This is a genomic window from Streptomyces sp. NPDC005181 (assembly GCF_040608395.1).
GTDB lineage: Bacteria > Actinomycetota > Actinomycetes > Streptomycetales > Streptomycetaceae > Streptomyces.
This window is the reverse complement of record NZ_JBEXID010000028.1, coordinates 1-17487: the sequence shown is the minus strand read 5'-3', so window position 1 is coordinate 17487 and position 17487 is coordinate 1. Positions and strand designations below refer to the sequence as shown.

Genomic DNA, 17487 nt, shown 5'->3' with positions numbered 1-17487 from the left:
GGAGGTCGGCCCGGGCGGGTGGGACGGACGGGGCCGGTCGACAGCGGGGAGCCCCGCCCGTCCCGTTCCTGCTCAGTCGTACTGCTCAATGTCCAGGTAATCGCCGTACGCGTCGGGCTCGTCGGCCGCGCCGACGTACTCGGAGTCGTGGACGGCATTCGCCACGTCGGGGTCGTCCTCCGGCTCGCCGCTGTAGCCGTACTGATCGGACATGGCGCCTCCTCTCTCGACGGGCACCCGATGCGCCCGGTCACGCAGTCAACGAGGCCGCCGAACCGACCGGTGCGCCCGCGCGATCGAACTGACTCCATGCGGATGACCGGGGCCACCTCAGTGGCGTACAGCCCGATCGACCGGTTGACCACGTGCTGCGGCAGGCCGCCCGATTCGGCCACGCCCCGGACCGTCAGGCGTTGCGCAGCGCCTCGATGTCGAGCTTCTTCATGCCGAGCATGGCCTTCATGGCCCGGTCCGCCTTGGCCGGGTCCGGGTCGGAGAGCGCCTCGGACAGCCCGCGCGGGACGATCTGCCAGGACAGCCCGTACTTGTCCTTGAGCCAGCCGCACTGACTCTCCTCGCCGCCGTCGGTGAGCTTGGCCCACAGCTCGTCGACCTCCGCCTGCGACTCGCAGTCGACGGAGAGCGAGATCGCTTCGGTGAAGGGGAACTGCGGGCCGCCGTTGAGTGCGATGTACTCCTGACCGGCCAGCCGGAATTCGACGGTCATGACCCTGCCCGGCTCGCCCGGCGACGCCTCGGTGTAGTGCGTGACACCCAGCACCTTCGAGTCCCCTCCGAAGACGGAGACGTAGTGGTTCGCGGCCTCCTCGGCCTCGTTGTCGAACCACAGGAAGGTTTTGATCTTCTGCATGGCCTGCTCCTCGGCGACTCGTACGGGTTGGCTGTGCAAGGTAGACCGTGCCGCCGCCCGGAACTCATCGCGGCGCGCCACCGTTTTCCGCCTCCTTCTCCGCCCGCGCCAGCAGCAGCGCCCGCTCGCGTGCGTTACGGGTCAGTCCCGCCGCCCGCACGAATTCCGCCCGCGCCTCGTCCCCGCGCCCCAGCCGTGCCAGCAGATCGCCGCGCACGCTCGGCAGCAGGTGGTACGCCGCCAGCGCCGGGTCCCCGGCCAGGGCATCGACCAGTGCGAGCCCGGCTTCGGGTCCCTCGGCCATCGAGACCGCGACCGCACGGTTCAGCTCCACGACCGGTGACGGGGCCGCCTTGGCCAGCAGACCGTAGAGCGTGGCGATGACCGTCCAGTCCGTCTCCTCGTACGTCACCGCGTGGGCGTGGCACGCGGCGATGGTGGCCTGCAGGGCGTACGGGCCGGGGGCCCCGCCCAGCGCGTTCGCCCGCTCCAGGGCCGCGTACCCGCGCCGGATCAGCAGCCGGTCCCAGCGGGACCGGTTCTGGTCGGCGAGCAGGACGGGCTCGCCGACCGGGCCGGTCCTGGCCGCGGTGCGGGAGGCCTGGAGCTCCAGCAGGGCTACCAGGCCGTGCACTTCGGGTTCCTGCCCCATCAGCCCGGCCAGCACCCGGGCCAGCCGCAGCGCGTCCTCGCAGAGCCCGGGGCGCAGCCAGTCATCGCCCGCCGTGGCCGCGTAACCCTCGTTGAAGATCAGGTAGATGACTTCGAGCACGGAGCCGAGCCGGGCCGCGCGGTCGGCGCCGTACGGCACTTCGAAGGGGACGCCGGCCCGGCCCAGGGTGCGTTTCGCGCGGACGATGCGCTGGGCGACGGTCGGCTCGGACACCAGGAACGCCCGGGCGATCTCGTCGGTGGTGAGCCCGCCGAGCAGCCGCAGGGTGAGCGCGATCCGGGCGTCGGTCGACAGCACCGGGTGGCACGCGGTGAAGATCAGCCGCAGCAGGTCGTCGTCGATGTCGTCGGCGCCGGCGATGTCGTCCGGCCCGGGCGGCTGCACGTCCTCAAGAGTCCGCCCGACCTCGGCGAGCTTGCGGGCGTATGTCTCCTTGCGACGGACCAGATCGATCGCACGGTGCTTGGCGGTGGCCATGAGCCAGGCGCCCGGCCGGTCCGGGACGCCCGACTCCGGCCACTGCTCCAGCGCGGCGACCAGGGCGTCCTGCGCGAGTTCCTCGGCGATGCCCACGTCCCGCACGATGCGGGCGACACCGGCGATGATCCGCGCGGACTCGATCCTGAATACGGCCTCGACCGCCGCGGTCGCGCTTGCTTCCGTCACGGCCACCCATCAGAGCAGCCGATCAGAGCCGGGGCAAGCGCGGCCGGGCCGGTTCGAGGACGGGTACGCGGCTCAGGCCTCGGCGATCTCGCGGACCTCGGAGGTGACGGTCCAGTTCTTCGGGTGGATCTCCAGGAACCGCTTGGTCCACTCCAGCGCCTCGGCCTTGTCCTTGCACTGCATGAGGGCGTAGCCGCCGACGACTTCCTTCGTCTCGGTGAAGGGTCCGTCGGTGTAGCTCAGCTTGCCGTCCTCCCAGCTGACCCTGGTGCCCTGGGAGGTGGGGGCGAGCCCGGCGGTGTCCAGCATGACCCCGGCCTTGGTGATCTCCTCGAACAGCGCCCCCATGCGTGCCTCGAACTCGGGATCGGGGGTCTGGGCGGGCAGGTTCTGCTCATCGATGCGGATCATCGACAGGAAGCGCGGCATGGTGACTCCTCGGTACGGGAGGGCGGGGGCCTTCCCTGCCTCTCACCCTTGCGTCGAACGGGAGACGCCGCAATCGACACACCTCCGGAAGAATTTTTCGGCTCTTATCGCAGGGATGCCCAGAGACTGCTCGCGGCGGGCTCCTGCGCCACCACCCGGTTGGGGTCGGACGGGGCCGCGACGACGGGCATGGTGACCGTGGTCAGCCCGGTCGAGGGGATGGCTCCCAGGCTCTGCGCAAGGTCTCTCAGCTCGCCGAGCGAGTCGAGGCCGGTGTCCGTGGTCAGACTGCCGGTGAACGCGTCCGCCATCGCGTACAGGCGGGCCGGGTCGGTCGGCAGATCGGTCGTCCCGGCCTGCTTCAGCAGCGCCTCGACCAGTTGTTGCTGGAGCTTTATCCGGCCCAGGTCGCTGCCGTGTTCCGGTCGCTGCCCAGGTGGACGGCCATCGCTGTGTCGGAGCGGGCGCGGGAGCTGTCACTGCCGCCGAGCGCGGAGTTCTCCTTGCCGCTGCGCGAGCCCGAACCGAGGACCAGGGTGTTCAGCGCGCCGGACGGGAGCGGGGATGCGGAGGCCGAGGCCGAGACCGACGGCGTCGTGCCCGGGACATCGACAGCGCCCTGGCCGGGCGGTCGTCACCCAGGGCGCTGTCGATGTCCAGGCTGTGGATGTTCTGGTTCAGATGCCAGTACGCCCACCGTTCCTGGGCAGTGAGCAGGAGTGAGTCCTGGCTCACCGGCACGCCCCGAACGGTCTTGGGCGCACTGGTCCTCCGCTTTCGCGTCCCGGTCGGCGACGCATATCCCGTATGCGCTCCGTCCCGGGCGGACGGAATCCCTCACGACCCGGCCATATGGGTGTGGCCAGAGGAGACGGGGAGGCCCCGAACCATCTCGCTGGTGACACGGGGGCCCCGACTGCTGACGCCACACCCGGCGTCCCAGATCGCACCGAGTACGTTACGCACATCCCGCCAGGCATACCCACCGATCGTCACACCGTTCACTCAATCGTGGCCATCTACACAAAGCGGCTTGCGTGCACCGCAGTTGCGAACCCCGCCCCGGCCGCGGCAAGTACCAGGGTGCAGCCCAGCGCCGCCGCGGCTGCCTTGCGGCGGGAACGGCGTCTTTTGTCTCCGGTCACGTCGAGGAACGTAAGTCCGAATTATTACGCCCGGAACCCTTGTTCGGTTTTCCTTCGACAAATCTCAGGATCCGTTGAGATTTCTCATCTCCGGCCGACATCCCGGCCGGTGTCCGGACCGGCGACCTCGAACCGCCAGCGGTGCACCGCCCGGGTGATCAAATCCGGCTCCGGCTCGGGCAGTTCGGGCAGTACATCGGCGTACGCCGCCTCCCACCAGGTGATGACCAGCACCCGGTCCTGCGGCGCGCGCAGCAGCTCGTACCGCAGCGGCTCGTACGCCAGCTCGCCCGCGCGCGCCCGTGCCCACTCCAGCAGTTCGCCACCCCGGCCGGCCACGGCCCGGGCCTCCCACATGAGGGCGACGGTCATGAGTAGAGGTTGTCCTTGCTGATCTCGTGCACATGATCGTGGTCGTGGTGGTGCGCGCTGCCCGGCACATGCGTGTCCGTCACCGGCAGCGACGAGTCCGCCGACAGCTCCAGGTCCGACGCCGGCCGGTTGCGGGCCACCATCTCGGCGCCCAGCGCCGCGACCATCGCGCCGTTGTCCGTGCACAGCCCCGGCCGCGGCACCCGCAGCCGGATACCGGCCCGCTCGCACCGCTCCTGGGCCAGCGCCCGCAGCCGCGAGTTGGCCGCGACCCCGCCGCCGATCATCAGATGGTCGACGCCCTGGTCCTTGCAGGCCCGGACGGCCTTGCGGGTGAGCACATCCACCACGGCCTCCTGGAAGGACGCCGCCACGTCCCGTACCGGCACCTCCTCGCCCGCGGCCCGCTTCGCCTCGATCCAGCGGGCGACGGATGTCTTCAGGCCGGAGAAGGAGAAGTCGTACGCGGGGTCGCGCGAGCCGCTCAGTCCGCGCGGGAACGCGATGGCCTTCGGATCGCCCTCCTTCGCCAGCCGGTCGATGACCGGCCCGCCGGGGAAGCCGAGGTCCAGTACCCGGGCGATCTTGTCGAAGGCCTCGCCCGCCGCGTCGTCGATGGTCGCGCCCATCGGCCGTACGTCGTTGGTGATGTCCGGCGCGAGCAGCAGCGACGAGTGGCCGCCGCTGACCAGCAGCGCCATCGTCGGCTCGGGCAGCGGGCCGTGCTCCAGCTGGTCGACGCAGATGTGCGAGGCGAGGTGGTTCACGCCGTACAGCGGCTTGTTCAGTGCGTACGCGTACGCCTTCGCCGCCGAGACGCCGACGAGCAGCGCGCCCGCGAGCCCGGGCCCGGCCGTGACGGCGATGCCGTCGAGGTCGCGGGCGCTGATGCCGGCTTCCTTCAGGGCGCGTTCGATGGTGGGGACCATCGACTCCAGGTGGGCGCGGGAGGCGATCTCCGGTACGACGCCGCCGAAGCGGGCATGGGTGTCGACGCTGGACGCGATGGCGTCGGCAAGCAGCGTCGTACCGCGGACGATACCGACGCCGGTCTCGTCGCAGGAGGTCTCGATGCCGAGTACGAGCGGTTCGTCAGCCATCAGTCAGTCTCTGTCTCTTGTACGGGCTCTTGTGCGGGCTCCTGCACCGTCAGGCGCATGACGAGCGCGTCGATGTTGCCCGGCTGGTAGTAGCCGCGGCGGAAGCCGATCGGTTCGAAGCCGAAGCGTTCGTACAGCTTCTGCGCGCGGGTGTTGTCGACCCGGACCTCGAGCAGCACCTCGGCGCACTCGAAGGCGGTGGCGTGCTTCAGCAGGTCGGTGAGGAGTTCGGAGCCGAGGCCGCCGCCCCAGTGGTCGTGGGTGACGCCGATCGTCTGGACGTCGGCGAGGTCGCCGGCCGCGGCGAGTCCCGCGTACCCGACGATCCGGCCGGTGGCCGGGGACTCGGCGACGACATAGCGCCGGGTCGCCTGCGGGCCGCGCGCGTGCGCCAGCTCGGACCAGAACATGCCGGCCGACCAGGCGTCCTCCGGGAACAGCTCGTGTTCGAGCTCCAGCACCGGATCGATGTCCCACCAGCGCATTTCACGCAGTACGGCAGTCGGGGTCGTCACTTCGGGGTGACCACCTTGTAATTCTTCGGGACCTGGGCGTCGGGCCTGCGCAGATAGAGCGGCTGCGGCGGCAGCAGCTGGGCTCCCGCGGCGAGACGTTCGGCGGCCAGGGCGGCGAGCGCACCCGCGGAGACGTGCTCGGGACCGCGGGCGTCCGGGAACGCGTCGGGGTAGAGCACCGCGCCCGCCCCGACCACCGGAAGACCGGCGAGCTGTTCGGCGATGTCGGCGGGCCGGTCGACGGCGGGTTCACCGGTGCGGGTACGGGGGTCCTCGTACCGCGCCCAGTAGACCTCCTTGCGGCGGGCGTCCGTCGCGACGGCGAACGGACCCTCCAGGCCGCTGCGCCCGGCGGCGTACGCGAGGCCGTCCAGCGTGCACAGCCCGTACACCGGCACAGAGAGCACCGAGCCGAACGTCGCGGCCGTCACCAGCCCGACCCGCAGGCCCGTGTACGGTCCCGGGCCGACGCCCACGACCACCGCGGTCACGGCGTCGAGTCCCGTCCCGGCTTCGCCGAGGACCCGGTCGACAGCGGGCAGCAGCAGCTCCCCGTGCCTTCGGGCGTCGACCTGACTCGACTCGGCGACGACGGAGGTCCCGTCGTGCAGGGCAACGGTGACGGCGGGGGTGGCGGTATCCACAGCGAGCAAGAGCACGCAAACAGCCTACGGCTCCGCCGACGGCACCACGGCTCCCCGTACGGAGTCCCGTTCCCACCGGTCGCTGCTGCTACCGTCACCCGGTATACGCGGGTACGACGTAAACGCTTGTACGACATGCGACACACGGCAGACGAAGCGCTTGCGTGAAGACGAAAGCGAAAGGGGCGCGCACGGTGGCAAGGGGCAGCTCGGGAATCGTGGCCGGGCTCACTGCGGCGGCACTCGCCGTGGTCGGTTTCCTGGCCTACCAGGCATCGGCGAACGTCCCCGAGACACTCGCCGTCCCCAAGCCGAAGGCGACCAGCAGCGCCCCCGCCACCGGCCATGCCGCCGGGCACAAGGACAAGAAGCACCCGCACACGGTCCCCGCCGACTCCGGCACCGGGGCGCGGGTCGTGTACGCGCTGGACGACCGTCGGGTGTGGCTGGTCGACGCGAAGGGGAAGACGGTCCGGACCTTCGCGGTCATGCCGAGCTCCATGAGCCCGCGGCCCGGGGCCTACAAGGTGCGTTCGCGCACAGGCGTCATCAAGGGCTCGGACGGCGTTCAGATCGAGCATGTGGTGCTGTTCGCGACGGCCGACGGAGGTGTTCCCGTCGGGTTCAGCGCGGCGCAGGACGGCTCCATGAAAAGCCCGGACCCGAAGCTGAAGACCGGCGGGGTACGGATGAAGCGGGCGGACGGCAACGCGATGTGGGCGTTCGCGACGGTCGGCGCCAAGGTCGTCGTCGTCCCGTAACGCCCGGGCGGAAGCCGCCTGCGCGCCGTCGCGTGCGGACACCCCGCTACGCGGCGTCGCGCTCCTCGGACACCTGCGGCTCCCCTGACTCCTGCCGTTCCTCGGACGGCGGGGTGGAGACAGCGGTGGCCGCGGCGCAGGCCGCCAGCAGATCCTTCATCGACACCGCGGACGTCACTGGCGGCTGCGGCTGCGCTTCACGCTCGGGCGTCGGCATGGATGCCTCCTGGGCTCCGGTGGAAGGCGTGGTTAGGCAGACCTAACCCGCTCTCGGCATCCATGTGACCACGCCTGGCCCGCCCCGCGCAACAATATGCCGACAGCCTGTCGGAAAACCTGTCTGTGCGGACTCAGTGCGCCGCTTCCAGCGCCGCCCGCAGCCCGGTCCAGCGCGTGCCGATCCCGACCAGCGTCACCGAGCGCCGTTCGTCGTCCGTATCGCCGACCGCACGGTGAATCACCACCTGCAGCCGGTCGTCCGACAGCTCCTCGACCTTGCCGTCGCCCCACTCCACGACCACCACCGACTCCGGCAGCGACACGTCGAGGTCCAGATCCTCCATCTCGTCGAGACCGCCGCCCAGCCGGTACGCGTCGACATGGACGAGCGCCGGGCCGGTGCCCAGCGACGGGTGGACGCGGGCGATCACAAAGGTGGGAGAGGTGACGGCACCGCGCACCCCGAGGCCCTCACCGAGGCCCCGGGTCAGCGTCGTCTTTCCGGCGCCGAGCTCACCGCTGAGCATCACGAGGTCGCCGGGGCGCAGCAGGCCGGCGATCCGGCGGCCCAGGGCCTGCATCTGTTCGGGGGAGGTGACCTCGAAGCGGGCGGTGACCGGGGTTTCCTCGGCCTGGGCTTCTCCGGCCTGCGTCTCCCCGGGCGCGGCGGGCGCGACCGGGGCATTCGTGGCCTCAGCCGCCAGGCTGTTGTGCGGTGCTTCCATGCCCGCCAACGTTAGCCGCTGCCGGTACGGCTCCGATCCGGACCAGCAGGTCCGCCATCCGGTCCGTCACCGTCTCCGGGTGCTCCAGCATCACCAGATGCCCGGCGTCCGGGACGATGACCAGCTCCGCGTCCGGCAGCTGGTCGGCAATGGCCTCGCTGTGCGAGCTGGGCGTCACCAGGTCCTTGTCGCCCGCCAGGATCAGCACCGGGACGTCACGGAACGCGGGCAGCGCCGCACTCTTGTCGTGCTCGGTGAAGGCCGGGTAGAACTCCGCGACCACATCGATCGGGGTGGACTCGATCAGCCGCTCGGCGAACCGCTCCACCGCCGGGTCCACGTCCCGCGAACCGAACGAGTACCGCTTGATGAGCCCGGCGAAGAGGTCGGCGGTCGCCCGCCGGCCCCGCTCCACCAGCTCCGCCTGCGAGCCGAGTGCCTTCAGCACCCCGGGCAGCACCCGCCGCACGGCGTTCACGCCCGCGACCGGCAGCCCGAAGCTGACCTCGCCGAGCTTCCCGCTCGACGTACCGATGAACGCGACGGCGGCGACCCGGTCCCGGACCAGCTGCGGGTACTGGTCGGCGAGCGCCATGATCGTCATGCCGCCCATCGAGTGCCCGACCAGCAGCAGCCGGCCCTCGGGGGCGGCCGCGTCGATGACGGCCTTCAGATCGCGGCCGAGCTGGTCGATGCCGACCGTCACCCCCTGGGCCTGGGCCCGGCCGCGCTCGGAGCGGCCGTGACTGCGCTGATCCCAGTGCACGGTACGCACCAGGCCGCGCAGCGCCGCCCGCTGGAAGTGCCAGGAGTCCTGGCTGAGGCAGTAGCCGTGGCAGAAGACGACGGTCACGGGCCCGGGGGCCTTGCGGCCGAAGAGCCGGCGGCGCCGCGGTCCGGTACCGGCGATCCCGGCGCCCGCGCCCGGTCCGGTGCCCGCACCCGTACCACCGTCCGGTTCGGCCTCGTCGATCTCGTAGTACAGCTCGGTGCCGTCGTCGGCGGTGGCCCGGCCGGGCATGCCGCGCAGCGAGCCGTACGGTCCCGAGGCGTCCAGCGCCAGCCTGGCTCTCCTGCGCATGCCCCGGCCGACGGTCATCCGCTCGACCGCGACACCGGCCGCCGCACCGGCCGCGATCACGCCTATGGCCGCTCCGGCGATGCCCGCCCGGCGCCAGCCGACCGCCACAGCGGCCGCCGTCGCCATCGCGTCCCCCGCGCTGCTCTCGCTCACCGTGCCGCGCTCCTCGTCGATCGTTGTCCGTCAGGTCAGGTCAGGACGTGCAGGACATACAGGACATGCCGGATCGGGCCGGATCAGATCGGATCGGGCGGGGTCGCGTTCTCGCCGGCCCGGATTCCGTCCGGGCCGGCCTCGGCGCCGTTCTCATCGGCCGGGGTCACATTCACATAGACGCGCGGTACGCGCCCGCCGATGCGGGTGACGATCTCGTACGCGATCGTGCCGGCCGCCTCCGCCCAGTCCTCGGCGCTCGGCTCACCCCGGTCTCCCGGGCCGAACAGCACCGCGTCGCTGCCCACCTCGACGACGTCCCCGCCGAGGTCGACGACGAACTGGTCCATCGCCACCCGGCCCGCGACCCGCCGCACGGCGCCGCCCACCAGGACCGGGCCGCGCCCCGAGGCGTGGCGCGGGATGCCGTCCGCGTAGCCGAGCGGGATCAGACCGAGCGTCGTCTCGGCGGACGTCGTGTAGTGGTGCCCGTAGCTGACACCGTGCCCCGTCGGCACCTGCTTGACCAGGGCGACCGACGCGGCGAGCGTCATCACCGGGCGCAGCCCGAAGTCGGCCGGGGTGCCGAGCTCGGGGCTGGGCGAGATGCCGTACATGGCGATCCCGGTCCGTACGAGGTCGAAGTGCGACTCGGGGATCGTCAGCGTCGCTGGGGAGTTCGCCATGTGCCGTACCTCGGGTTCGACGCCCGCCTTCTCCGCGTACGCCAGCATGTCCCGGTACACGCCCAGCTGGGCGGCGATCGACGGGTGGCCCGGCTCGTCGGCGCAGGCGAAGTGGGACCAGAGGCCGGTGATCCGGACGGTGCCCGCCTGCTCGGCGGTACGGGCAGCGGCGACCAGCTCGGGCCAGTCGGCGGGCTGGCAGCCGTTCCGCCCGAGGCCCGTGTCGGCCTTGAGCTGGATGCGGGCCGGGCGGCCGGCCTCCTCGGCCGCGGCGACGACCTCGCGCAGCGCCCACATGCCGCTCACCGACACATCGATGTCGGCCTCGATCGCCTCGCGCCAGGGGCCGCCCGGCGTCCACAGCCAGCACATCACCCGGCCGCCGAGCCCGGCGGCACGCAGGACCAGCGCCTCGTGCGGCGTCGCGGTGCCGAGCCAGGTCGCCCCGGCCTCGAGCGCGGCCCTGGCACAGGGCACCGCCCCGTGCCCGTACGCGTCGGACTTCACGACAGCCATGAGTTGCGCGCCGGCCGCCCGGGCACGCAGCACGCGCACGTTGGCGCGCAGTGCGGCGAGGTCGATCTCGGCTCGGGCTCTCAAGGACGCTGTCTCGTTCATCGCGCCCAGTCTCTCAGAGGCGTACGACAGGGCCCTCAGGTGCCGGGCCCGGGGCGCGTCAGGGGCGTCGGGGCCGGTCACGACGCCGCCGGCGTCACCGGTGGTGCAGCTCATGTTCCACATGGTCGACGAGAACCGGGACATGGCTGTGCGGGACATCCTTCACCGCCGTGACCAGGGTCACCGGCCCGCCCGCGCGGACCAGTTCCACCAGCTCATGGACCGCCGCCGTGTGAGCGGGGTCGGCGAGCTCGGCGCGGTAGCGGTCGACGAAGTCGTCGTAGCGGGTGCCGGTGCGGTCCTCGTGGTACCAGGAGCGGAGTTCGTTCGACGGGGTGAGTTCCTTGAGCCACCGGTCGATCCCTGCCCGGTCCTTGGCGACGCCGCGGGGCCAGAGCCGGTCGACGAGGACGCGGGTCCCGTCACCGTTCTCCTGCGGGTCGTACACCCGGCGTACCCGTACGGAACTGCTGCCCATCGTCGACCACTCCTCACCGGCTCTCATCTGCGGTTCCCAGCCTGATGGTGCTCAGGATCGCTCAGGCCCGTACGTCCCGCCACGCCGCCGGGATCGCGTCCGCGACGTCCTGCGCGGCGACCGGGCCGCCGTCCGAGGCGTGCCGGGCTGCCAGACCGTGCAGATGGGCACCTACGGAGGCGGCGTCGAGCGGGGCGAGGCCCGCAGCCAGCAGGGAACCCGCCAGCCCGGACAGCACGTCGCCGCTGCCCGCCGTGGCCAGCCAGGAGGTGCCCGTCGGATTGACCCGTACGGGAGTGCGCTCGACGTCGGTGGCGACCAGCGTCGTCGACCCCTTGAGCAGAACGGTGGCGCGGTAGCGGGCGGCGAGCTCCCGTACGGCGGCGAGCCGCCCCGCCTCGACCTCCTCGCGCGGGACGCCGAGCAGCGCGGCAGCCTCCCCGGCGTGCGGGGTGAGCAGCGTCGGTGCGGTGCGCGCCCGTACGACGGAGGCATCCAGCAGCCGCAGCCCGTCCGCGTCCACCAGCACCGGGACATCGGTGGCCAGCACGTCGGCGACCGCCGAGACGGCCGCCGTACCGTCACCGAGCCCGGGGCCGACGACCCATGCCTGCACCCGCCCCGCCTTCGACGGCGGCCCCGAGTGGACCAGGGTCTCGGGGTGCCGGGCGATCACGGCGTCGGCACCCGGACCGACGTACCGCACCGCCCCCGCCCCGCCCCGCAGCGCCCCGCCGACCGCGAGCACCGCCGCCCCCGGATAGCGGGCGGACCCGGCGACGATGCCGACGACCCCGCGCCGGTACTTGTCGCTCTCGCCGGCGGGAAGAGGCAGCAGCGCCGCGACGTCCGCGTACTGCAGCGCCTCCAGATCGGGTACGTCGGGCAGCTCGTCGCCGAGCCCGATGTCGACGAGGTGGAGCGCGCCCGCCCGGTCGGCGGCCGGGTCGATGAGCAGCCCCGGTTTGTACGTGCCGAAGGTGACCGTCGCATCGGCCCGCACGGCGTCGCCGAGCACCTCACCGGTGTCCGCCTCGATACCGCTGGGCAGATCGACGGCGACGATCGGCGCCCCGGTCGCCTCGAGGGCCCGCACCAACGCGGCCGCGCCCTCACGCAGCCCGCCGCGGCCACCGATGCCGGTGATGCCGTCGACGACGAGATCGACACGGCCGATCAGGTCCGTGCTCACCCGGTCGGCGCCGTCCACCCGCCCGCCCGCCGCGCACAGCGCCGCGACCCCGCCCTCGTGGGCGCGGTCCGGCGCGGTCAGCAGGGCGCGGACGCCCGCGCCGCGCCGGGCCAGCCGGGCCCCCGCGTACAGCGCGTCGCCGCCGTTGTCGCCGCTGCCGACGAGCAGGACGACCCGGGACCCGTACACCCGGCCGCTCCGCCGCAGCAGATCGGCGCAGGCCGCCGCGAGGCCCGCTGCGGCCCGCTGCATCAGGGCGCCGTCGGGCAGCCGTGCCATCAGGGCGCGCTCGGCGGCCCGTACGGTCTCCACGCTGTACGCAGTTCGCATACGGTCAACCCTCCGCGATCACCACGGCCGACGCCACCCCCGCGTCATGGCTCAGCGAGACGTGCCAGTGCTGGACGCCCAGCTCGGCCGCGCGCGCGGCGACGGTGCCGACGACGCGCAGCCGGGGCTGCCCGCTGTCCTCGACGAACACCTCGGCATCCGTCCACAGCAGCCCACCGGGCGCCCCGAGCGCCTTCGCGATGGCCTCCTTGGCGGCAAATCTGGCGGCCAGCGAGGCGACACCACGCCGCTCGCCGCTGGGCAGCAGCAACTCGCTGTCCAGGAACAGCCGCTGAGCCAGATGCGGCGTTCGCTCCAGCGCCGCGCCGAACCGTTCGATCTCCGCCACATCGATCCCGACCCCGATGATCACGCGCTCACTCACTCATTCATTGGTTCACTCGACCGTCACGGACTTCGCCAGATTGCGCGGCTGGTCCACCTCGTTGCCGCGGGCGGTGGCCAGTTCGCAGGCGAAGACCTGCAACGGCACGGTCGCCACCAGCGGCTGAAGCAGCGTAGGCGTAGCGGGGATCCAGATCAGATGGTCGGCGTACGGTACGACCGCCTCGTCTCCCTCCTCCGCGATGACGATGGTGCGCGCGCCCCGGGCCCGGATCTCCTGGATGTTCGACACGATCTTCTCGTGGAGCACCGACCGGCTGCGCGGCGACGGCACGACCACGACGACCGGCAGATCGTTCTCGATGAGCGCGATCGGCCCGTGCTTGAGCTCACCGGCGGCGAAGCCCTCGGCGTGCATGTACGCGAGTTCCTTGAGCTTCAACGCGCCTTCGAGGGCCACCGGATAGCCCACATGGCGCCCCAGGAAGAGGACGGTGTCCTGGCGCGCCAGCGAGCGGGCGAGCTCGCGCACCGGCTCCATGGTCTCCAGGACCCGTTCGACCTGTCCGGGGACCTCGGAGAGCTGCCGGACGACGGTCCGGATCTCGTCGCCCCACTTCGTGCCGCGGGTCTGGCCGAGATACAGGGCGACGAGATAGCAGGCGACGAGCTGCGTCAGGAACGCCTTGGTCGAGGCGACGGCGACCTCCGGTCCGGCGTGCGTGTACAGCACGGCGTCGGACTCACGTGGAATGGTCGATCCGTTCGTATTGCAGATGGCGAGGACCTTCGCCCCCTGCTCGCGGGCGTGCCGCAGCGCCATCAGCGTGTCCATCGTCTCCCCGGACTGGGAGATCGCGATGACCAGGGTGCGCTGGTCGAGGATCGGGTCGCGGTAGCGGAACTCGCTGGCGAGCTCCGTCTCGCAGGGCAGCCGGGTCCAGTGCTCGATGGCGTACTTGGCGATCATCCCGGCGTGGAACGCGGTCCCGCAGGCGACGATGACGACCTTGTCGACCTCCCGGAGCACGTGCGGCGGGATGCGCACCTCGTCGAGGTGGAGCGAGCCCGCGCGGTCGATCCGCCCCAGGAGGGTGTCGGCGACCGCCTTCGGCTGCTCGGCGATCTCCTTGAGCATGAAGTAGTCGTAGCCGCCCTTCTCGGCGGCGGAGGCGTCCCAGTCCACGTGGTACTTACGGACCTCGGCGGGCTGTCCGTCGAAGTCGGTGACCGTGACGGACTCCCGGCGCAGCTCGACGACCTGATCCTGCCCCAGCTCGATCGCGGACCGGGTGTGCGCGATGAACGCGGCCACATCGGAGGCCAGAAACGCCTCCCCCTCCCCGATCCCGACCACGAGCGGCGAGTTCCGCCGGGCCCCCACCACCACATCCGGCTCATCGGCATGCACGGCCACCAGGGTGAACGCCCCTTCGAGCTGCCGGCAGACCTGCCGCATCGCCTCCGCCGGATCACCGCTCGACGAGTACGCCTCGGCGAGCAGATGGGCGACGACCTCGGTATCGGTCTCGGACGCCAGGTCATGCCCGCGCTCGGCGAGTTCGGACCGCAGCACGGCAAAATTCTCGATGATGCCGTTGTGGACGACGGCGACGCGCCCCGCGTTGTCGAGATGCGGATGGGCATTGGCATCGGTGGGAGCGCCGTGGGTGGCCCAACGGGTGTGCCCGATGCCGGTGATCCCGGCCGGCAGGGGCTGCTCGACCAGCGCCTTCTCCAGATTGACGAGCTTCCCGGCCTTCTTCACGGAGGCCAGCTGGCCGTCCGCGATCACGGCGACGCCCGCGGAGTCGTAACCCCGGTATTCGAGGCGCTTGAGCCCTGCGACAACAACATCAAGCGCGGACTGCCCACCGACGTAACCGACGATTCCACACATAACGATCCTTTCGTGGTCGCCCTCCCCTCGCTGGCATCGTCGCAGAAGGGGTGCGGGGCAGCCGGGATCATTCGTCGGCGCAGTCGCCCTAATCCGTCGTGAACGTTCCCCCGGAGCCGGACGGCCCCCCGCTCGTCCTGACAAGGAGCCAGCTGCGGGGAACCTGGCAGGACGACCGGGGCGGACAGCTCGTATTCGCCGGGAACGGCACCTTCAGCGCCACGGACGCCTGCGGCGACTACTGGGACGCCGACACCGACGCCAGTTCCGGATTCGGTTTCCCCTCCACCATGAAACCGGGACCGGAACCTGGGACTCGCGAGTGTCCGAGTACGAGGACAACGCCACGGAGGTGCCCGTCGAATTCGCCCCCGGCGATGTCAGTGGCGAACTCGTGGCCAGGGGCAAACCCGATTCCGCCCTCCTGTGGACCTTCATCGGTGACCCCGACAGCGGAGAGCTCTGTGTGCTCAGGAAAGTGAGCACACAACCGTAGTCGGCACGCCCGGAACGATCCCTTTCGTCTCCCCACGTGACCGACCCCACCCCCCACTCCGTCAAAACTCCCGCAACAATGAATCCGTGATCACTTCGCCGCCACGAAGCACCCAGCGACGCGCCGAGCACGCTTCGACCCCGTACGTCGACCTGTCGCGTGCCGAATGGAGTGCCCTGCGCGACAAGACCCCGCTGCCGCTGACCGCCGCCGAGGTCGAGCAGCTGCGCGGGCTCGGGGACGTCATCGACCTCGACGAGGTGCGGGACGTCTACCTGCCGCTCTCCCGGCTCCTGAACCTCTACGTCCAGGCCACCTCAGGCCTGCGCGGCGCCCTCAACACCTTCCTCGGGGACGCGGGCAACGGCCACGGCGCGCAGCGCGGCACCCCGTTCGTCATAGGGGTCGCGGGCAGTGTCGCCGTCGGCAAGTCCACCAGTGCCCGTATCCTCCAGGCTCTGCTGGCCCGCTGGCCCGAGCACCCCCGGGTCGAGCTGGTGACCACGGACGGGTTCCTGCTGCCGATGAAGGAGCTCCAGGCGCGCGGGCTGATGTCGCGCAAGGGGTTCCCGGAGTCGTACGACCGGCGTGCCCTGACCCGTTTCGTCGCCGACATCAAGGCCGGCAAGGACGAGGTGACGGCGCCCGTCTACTCGCACCTGATCTACGACATCGTGCCGGGCGAGCGGCTCACCGTGCGCCGCCCCGACATCCTGATCGTCGAGGGCCTCAACGTGCTGCAGCCCGCCCTGCCCGGCAAGGACGGCCGCACCAGGGTCGGGCTCGCCGACTACTTCGACTTCAGTGTGTACGTGGACGCGCGGGCCGAGGACATCGAGACCTGGTATCTCAACCGCTTCCGCAAGCTGCGCGAGACCGCGTTCCAGAACCCGTTCTCGTACTTCCGCAAGTACACACAGGTCTCCGAGGAGGAGGCCATGGAGTACGCCCGCACGATGTGGCGGACCATCAACAAGCCCAATCTGCTGGAAAATGTGGCGCCCACCCGGGGCCGTGCCACTCTGGTGCTGCGCAAGGGCCCGGACCACAAGGTCCAACGTCTGTCGCTGCGCAAACTCTGAGCTGTCGAGCCTCCCGGGAGTACCCGCGTGCTGCACCTGCGCATGATCGTCCCCGCCGACCGTACGGACGAGGTGCTGCATCTCGTCGAGCACACGGTCGGCACCACGCATCTGGTGGTGCTGCCCGCCGCCGCCCGTAATCCGGCGGGCGACCTGGTGCTGTTCGACGTGGCACGCGAGGCGGGCGACGAGCTGATCGGCGCCCTGCGCGCGCTCGGTATCGACGAGTCCGGTTCGATCACCGTCGAGCACTCGGACCTGACGCTCTCCGCCCGCGCCGACCAGGCCAAGGAGGACGCGCCGGGTGAGGGTGTGGACGCCGTGCTGTGGGAGAAGCTGACGGACGCGACCCACGAGGAGTCGACGTTCAGCGTCACCTATGCGGCGTTCCTCTCGGTCGCGACGATGCTCGCCGCCTGCGGTGTGATGCTCGACAACGCGATCCTGATCGTGGGCGCGATGGCGGTGGGCCCGGAGTTCGGACCGCTGGCCGGTATCTCCACGGCCCTGGTGCAGCGTGCCCCGCGTCTGGCGTGGCGGTCGCTGTGGACGCTGATCGCCGGGTTCGCCGTCGCGATAGTGGTGACGGTCGGGTTCGCGTGGATGATGAACGCCTTCGGGCTGTTCACGGAGGCGATGATCGAGGCGGCCCGGCCCAACACGGCGTTCATCTGGAAGCCGGACTGGATGTCGTTCGTGGTGGCGTTCCTGGCGGGCATCGCCGGGACGCTCTCCCTCACCTCGACGAAGTCCGGGGCGCTGATCGGCGTCGCGATCTCGGTGACGACCGTGCCGGCCGCGGCCAATGCGGCGGTGGCGTTCAGTTACCGGGACTTCGGGCAGATGTCGGGCTCGGTGGGCCAGCTGATGGCGAACCTCGGCGGGATCGTGCTAGCGGGGACGCTGACGCTGCTGCTCCAGAAGGCGCTGTGGGCAGCCCACCGCCGCCGGACCGCCGCCGCCCGGGCTTGAGAGAAGCAGAACGCCGGAGGGGCCCGACGCGTGC

Annotated in this window: 20 protein-coding genes and 1 pseudogene; 4 read left to right on the top strand and 17 right to left on the bottom strand. The window is 71.3% G+C overall.

All coding sequences use genetic code 11. The annotated features are described in order from the left end of the window. Window positions 1–72 precede the first annotated feature (72 nt). The 9 genes and pseudogenes from ABZV38_RS19505 to tsaB form a co-directional block, all read right to left on the bottom strand. Window positions 73–213 (bottom strand): hypothetical protein, encoded by a 141-nt coding sequence (locus ABZV38_RS19505; RefSeq protein WP_356328540.1) that lies wholly within the window; start codon window positions 211–213, stop codon window positions 73–75. A gap of 193 nt (window positions 214–406) precedes the next feature. Continuing rightward, window positions 407–871 (bottom strand): VOC family protein, encoded by a 465-nt coding sequence (locus ABZV38_RS19500; RefSeq protein ID WP_356328538.1) that lies wholly within the window; start codon window positions 869–871, stop codon window positions 407–409. A 64-nt stretch (window positions 872–935) separates the two neighbouring features. Then, window positions 936–2216 carry an RNA polymerase sigma factor gene (locus ABZV38_RS19495; RefSeq protein WP_356328536.1) on the bottom strand — a complete coding sequence of 427 codons (1281 nt, stop codon included), beginning with the start codon at window positions 2214–2216 and terminating at the stop codon, window positions 936–938. Window positions 2217–2282: 66 nt separating this feature from the next. Next, the gene (locus tag ABZV38_RS19490) at window positions 2283–2639 is read right to left on the bottom strand and encodes a YciI family protein (protein WP_356328535.1); all 357 of its coding nucleotides are present in this window, start codon (window positions 2637–2639) and stop codon (window positions 2283–2285) included. A 104-nt stretch (window positions 2640–2743) separates the two neighbouring features. Beyond that, a pseudogene (locus ABZV38_RS19485) lies at window positions 2744–3380 on the bottom strand (hypothetical protein). 488 nt (window positions 3381–3868) lie between these two features. Continuing rightward, window positions 3869–4156, bottom strand: coding sequence for a hypothetical protein (locus ABZV38_RS19480; protein ID WP_356328534.1), 288 nt, complete (start codon window positions 4154–4156; stop codon window positions 3869–3871). After that, window positions 4153–5256, bottom strand: a complete 1104-nt coding sequence (gene tsaD, locus ABZV38_RS19475; protein WP_356328532.1) for a tRNA (adenosine(37)-N6)-threonylcarbamoyltransferase complex transferase subunit TsaD — start codon at window positions 5254–5256, stop codon at window positions 4153–4155. The genes ABZV38_RS19480 and tsaD overlap by 4 nt, the downstream gene beginning before the upstream one ends. Then, window positions 5256–5771: a ribosomal protein S18-alanine N-acetyltransferase gene (rimI, locus tag ABZV38_RS19470; RefSeq protein ID WP_356328530.1), complete on the bottom strand. Its 516-nt coding sequence runs from the start codon at window positions 5769–5771 to the stop codon at window positions 5256–5258. The genes tsaD and rimI overlap by 1 nt, the downstream gene beginning before the upstream one ends. After that, complete coding sequence (tsaB, locus tag ABZV38_RS19465; RefSeq protein WP_356328527.1) at window positions 5768–6430, bottom strand: tRNA (adenosine(37)-N6)-threonylcarbamoyltransferase complex dimerization subunit type 1 TsaB; 663 nt, start codon at window positions 6428–6430, stop codon at window positions 5768–5770. The genes rimI and tsaB overlap by 4 nt, the downstream gene beginning before the upstream one ends. Window positions 6431–6609: 179 nt before the next feature. On the opposite strand from tsaB, the gene ABZV38_RS19460 reads away from it, so the two are divergent. Further along, complete coding sequence (locus tag ABZV38_RS19460) at window positions 6610–7176, top strand: hypothetical protein (protein WP_356328525.1); 567 nt, start codon at window positions 6610–6612, stop codon at window positions 7174–7176. A gap of 46 nt (window positions 7177–7222) precedes the next feature. Here the strand turns inward: ABZV38_RS19460 and ABZV38_RS19455 are convergent, their stop codons facing one another. From ABZV38_RS19455 to glmS, 8 genes are all read right to left on the bottom strand, one after another. Continuing rightward, window positions 7223–7393 carry a hypothetical protein gene (locus ABZV38_RS19455; RefSeq protein ID WP_356328523.1) on the bottom strand — a complete coding sequence of 57 codons (171 nt, stop codon included), beginning with the start codon at window positions 7391–7393 and terminating at the stop codon, window positions 7223–7225. A gap of 133 nt (window positions 7394–7526) precedes the next feature. Beyond that, window positions 7527–8120 carry a tRNA (adenosine(37)-N6)-threonylcarbamoyltransferase complex ATPase subunit type 1 TsaE gene (gene tsaE, locus ABZV38_RS19450; protein ID WP_356328521.1) on the bottom strand — a complete coding sequence of 198 codons (594 nt, stop codon included), beginning with the start codon at window positions 8118–8120 and terminating at the stop codon, window positions 7527–7529. Then, window positions 8089–9354: an alpha/beta hydrolase gene (locus tag ABZV38_RS19445; RefSeq protein ID WP_356328519.1), complete on the bottom strand. Its 1266-nt coding sequence runs from the start codon at window positions 9352–9354 to the stop codon at window positions 8089–8091. The genes tsaE and ABZV38_RS19445 overlap by 32 nt, the downstream gene beginning before the upstream one ends. Before the next feature lie 83 nt (window positions 9355–9437). Further along, window positions 9438–10658: an alanine racemase gene (gene alr, locus ABZV38_RS19440; protein WP_356328633.1), complete on the bottom strand. Its 1221-nt coding sequence runs from the start codon at window positions 10656–10658 to the stop codon at window positions 9438–9440. Window positions 10659–10752: 94 nt separating this feature from the next. Then, window positions 10753–11136: a DUF488 family protein gene (locus ABZV38_RS19435; RefSeq protein ID WP_356328517.1), complete on the bottom strand. Its 384-nt coding sequence runs from the start codon at window positions 11134–11136 to the stop codon at window positions 10753–10755. A gap of 61 nt (window positions 11137–11197) precedes the next feature. After that, window positions 11198–12658: an NAD(P)H-hydrate dehydratase gene (locus tag ABZV38_RS19430; protein WP_356328515.1), complete on the bottom strand. Its 1461-nt coding sequence runs from the start codon at window positions 12656–12658 to the stop codon at window positions 11198–11200. Window positions 12659–12662: 4 nt separating this feature from the next. Beyond that, the gene (locus ABZV38_RS19425) at window positions 12663–13031 is read right to left on the bottom strand and encodes a holo-ACP synthase (protein WP_356328631.1); all 369 of its coding nucleotides are present in this window, start codon (window positions 13029–13031) and stop codon (window positions 12663–12665) included. A 24-nt stretch (window positions 13032–13055) separates the two neighbouring features. After that, window positions 13056–14903: a glutamine--fructose-6-phosphate transaminase (isomerizing) gene (gene glmS, locus ABZV38_RS19420; RefSeq protein ID WP_356328513.1), complete on the bottom strand. Its 1848-nt coding sequence runs from the start codon at window positions 14901–14903 to the stop codon at window positions 13056–13058. A 322-nt stretch (window positions 14904–15225) separates the two neighbouring features. Between glmS and ABZV38_RS19415 the strand changes: the two genes are divergently transcribed. The 3 genes from ABZV38_RS19415 to ABZV38_RS19405 all read left to right on the top strand — a co-directional run bounded on the left by ABZV38_RS19415 (window position 15226) and on the right by ABZV38_RS19405 (window position 17453). Beyond that, the gene (locus tag ABZV38_RS19415) at window positions 15226–15399 is read left to right on the top strand and encodes a hypothetical protein (RefSeq protein WP_356328511.1); all 174 of its coding nucleotides are present in this window, start codon (window positions 15226–15228) and stop codon (window positions 15397–15399) included. 86 nt (window positions 15400–15485) lie between these two features. Then, window positions 15486–16481 (top strand): type I pantothenate kinase, encoded by a 996-nt coding sequence (coaA, locus tag ABZV38_RS19410; RefSeq protein ID WP_030914205.1) that lies wholly within the window; start codon window positions 15486–15488, stop codon window positions 16479–16481. A 27-nt stretch (window positions 16482–16508) separates the two neighbouring features. Beyond that, on the top strand, window positions 16509–17453 hold the full coding sequence (locus ABZV38_RS19405; RefSeq protein WP_356328509.1) for a DUF389 domain-containing protein: 945 nt from the start codon (window positions 16509–16511) through the stop codon (window positions 17451–17453). Window positions 17454–17487 lie beyond the last annotated feature (34 nt).

Bases quoted from the DNA above. Each gene is read 5' to 3' on its own strand.
- ABZV38_RS19505 (WP_356328540.1), bottom strand. From the start codon at position 213: ATGTCCGATCAGTACGGCTACAGCGGCGAGCCGGAGGACGACCCCGAC.
- ABZV38_RS19500 (WP_356328538.1), bottom strand. From the start codon at position 871: ATGCAGAAGATCAAAACCTTCCTGTGGTTCGACAACGAGGCCGAGGAG.
- ABZV38_RS19490 (WP_356328535.1), bottom strand. From the start codon at position 2,639: ATGCCGCGCTTCCTGTCGATGATCCGCATCGATGAGCAGAACCTGCCC.
- ABZV38_RS19480 (WP_356328534.1), bottom strand. From the start codon at position 4,156: ATGACCGTCGCCCTCATGTGGGAGGCCCGGGCCGTGGCCGGCCGGGGT.
- tsaD (WP_356328532.1), bottom strand. From the start codon at position 5,256: ATGGCTGACGAACCGCTCGTACTCGGCATCGAGACCTCCTGCGACGAG.
- ABZV38_RS19455 (WP_356328523.1), bottom strand. From the start codon at position 7,393: ATGCCGACGCCCGAGCGTGAAGCGCAGCCGCAGCCGCCAGTGACGTCC.
- tsaE (WP_356328521.1), bottom strand. From the start codon at position 8,120: ATGGAAGCACCGCACAACAGCCTGGCGGCTGAGGCCACGAATGCCCCG.
- alr (WP_356328633.1), bottom strand. From the start codon at position 10,658: ATGAACGAGACAGCGTCCTTGAGAGCCCGAGCCGAGATCGACCTCGCC.
- ABZV38_RS19435 (WP_356328517.1), bottom strand. From the start codon at position 11,136: ATGGGCAGCAGTTCCGTACGGGTACGCCGGGTGTACGACCCGCAGGAG.
- ABZV38_RS19430 (WP_356328515.1), bottom strand. From the start codon at position 12,658: ATGCGAACTGCGTACAGCGTGGAGACCGTACGGGCCGCCGAGCGCGCC.
- glmS (WP_356328513.1), bottom strand. From the start codon at position 14,903: ATGTGTGGAATCGTCGGTTACGTCGGTGGGCAGTCCGCGCTTGATGTT.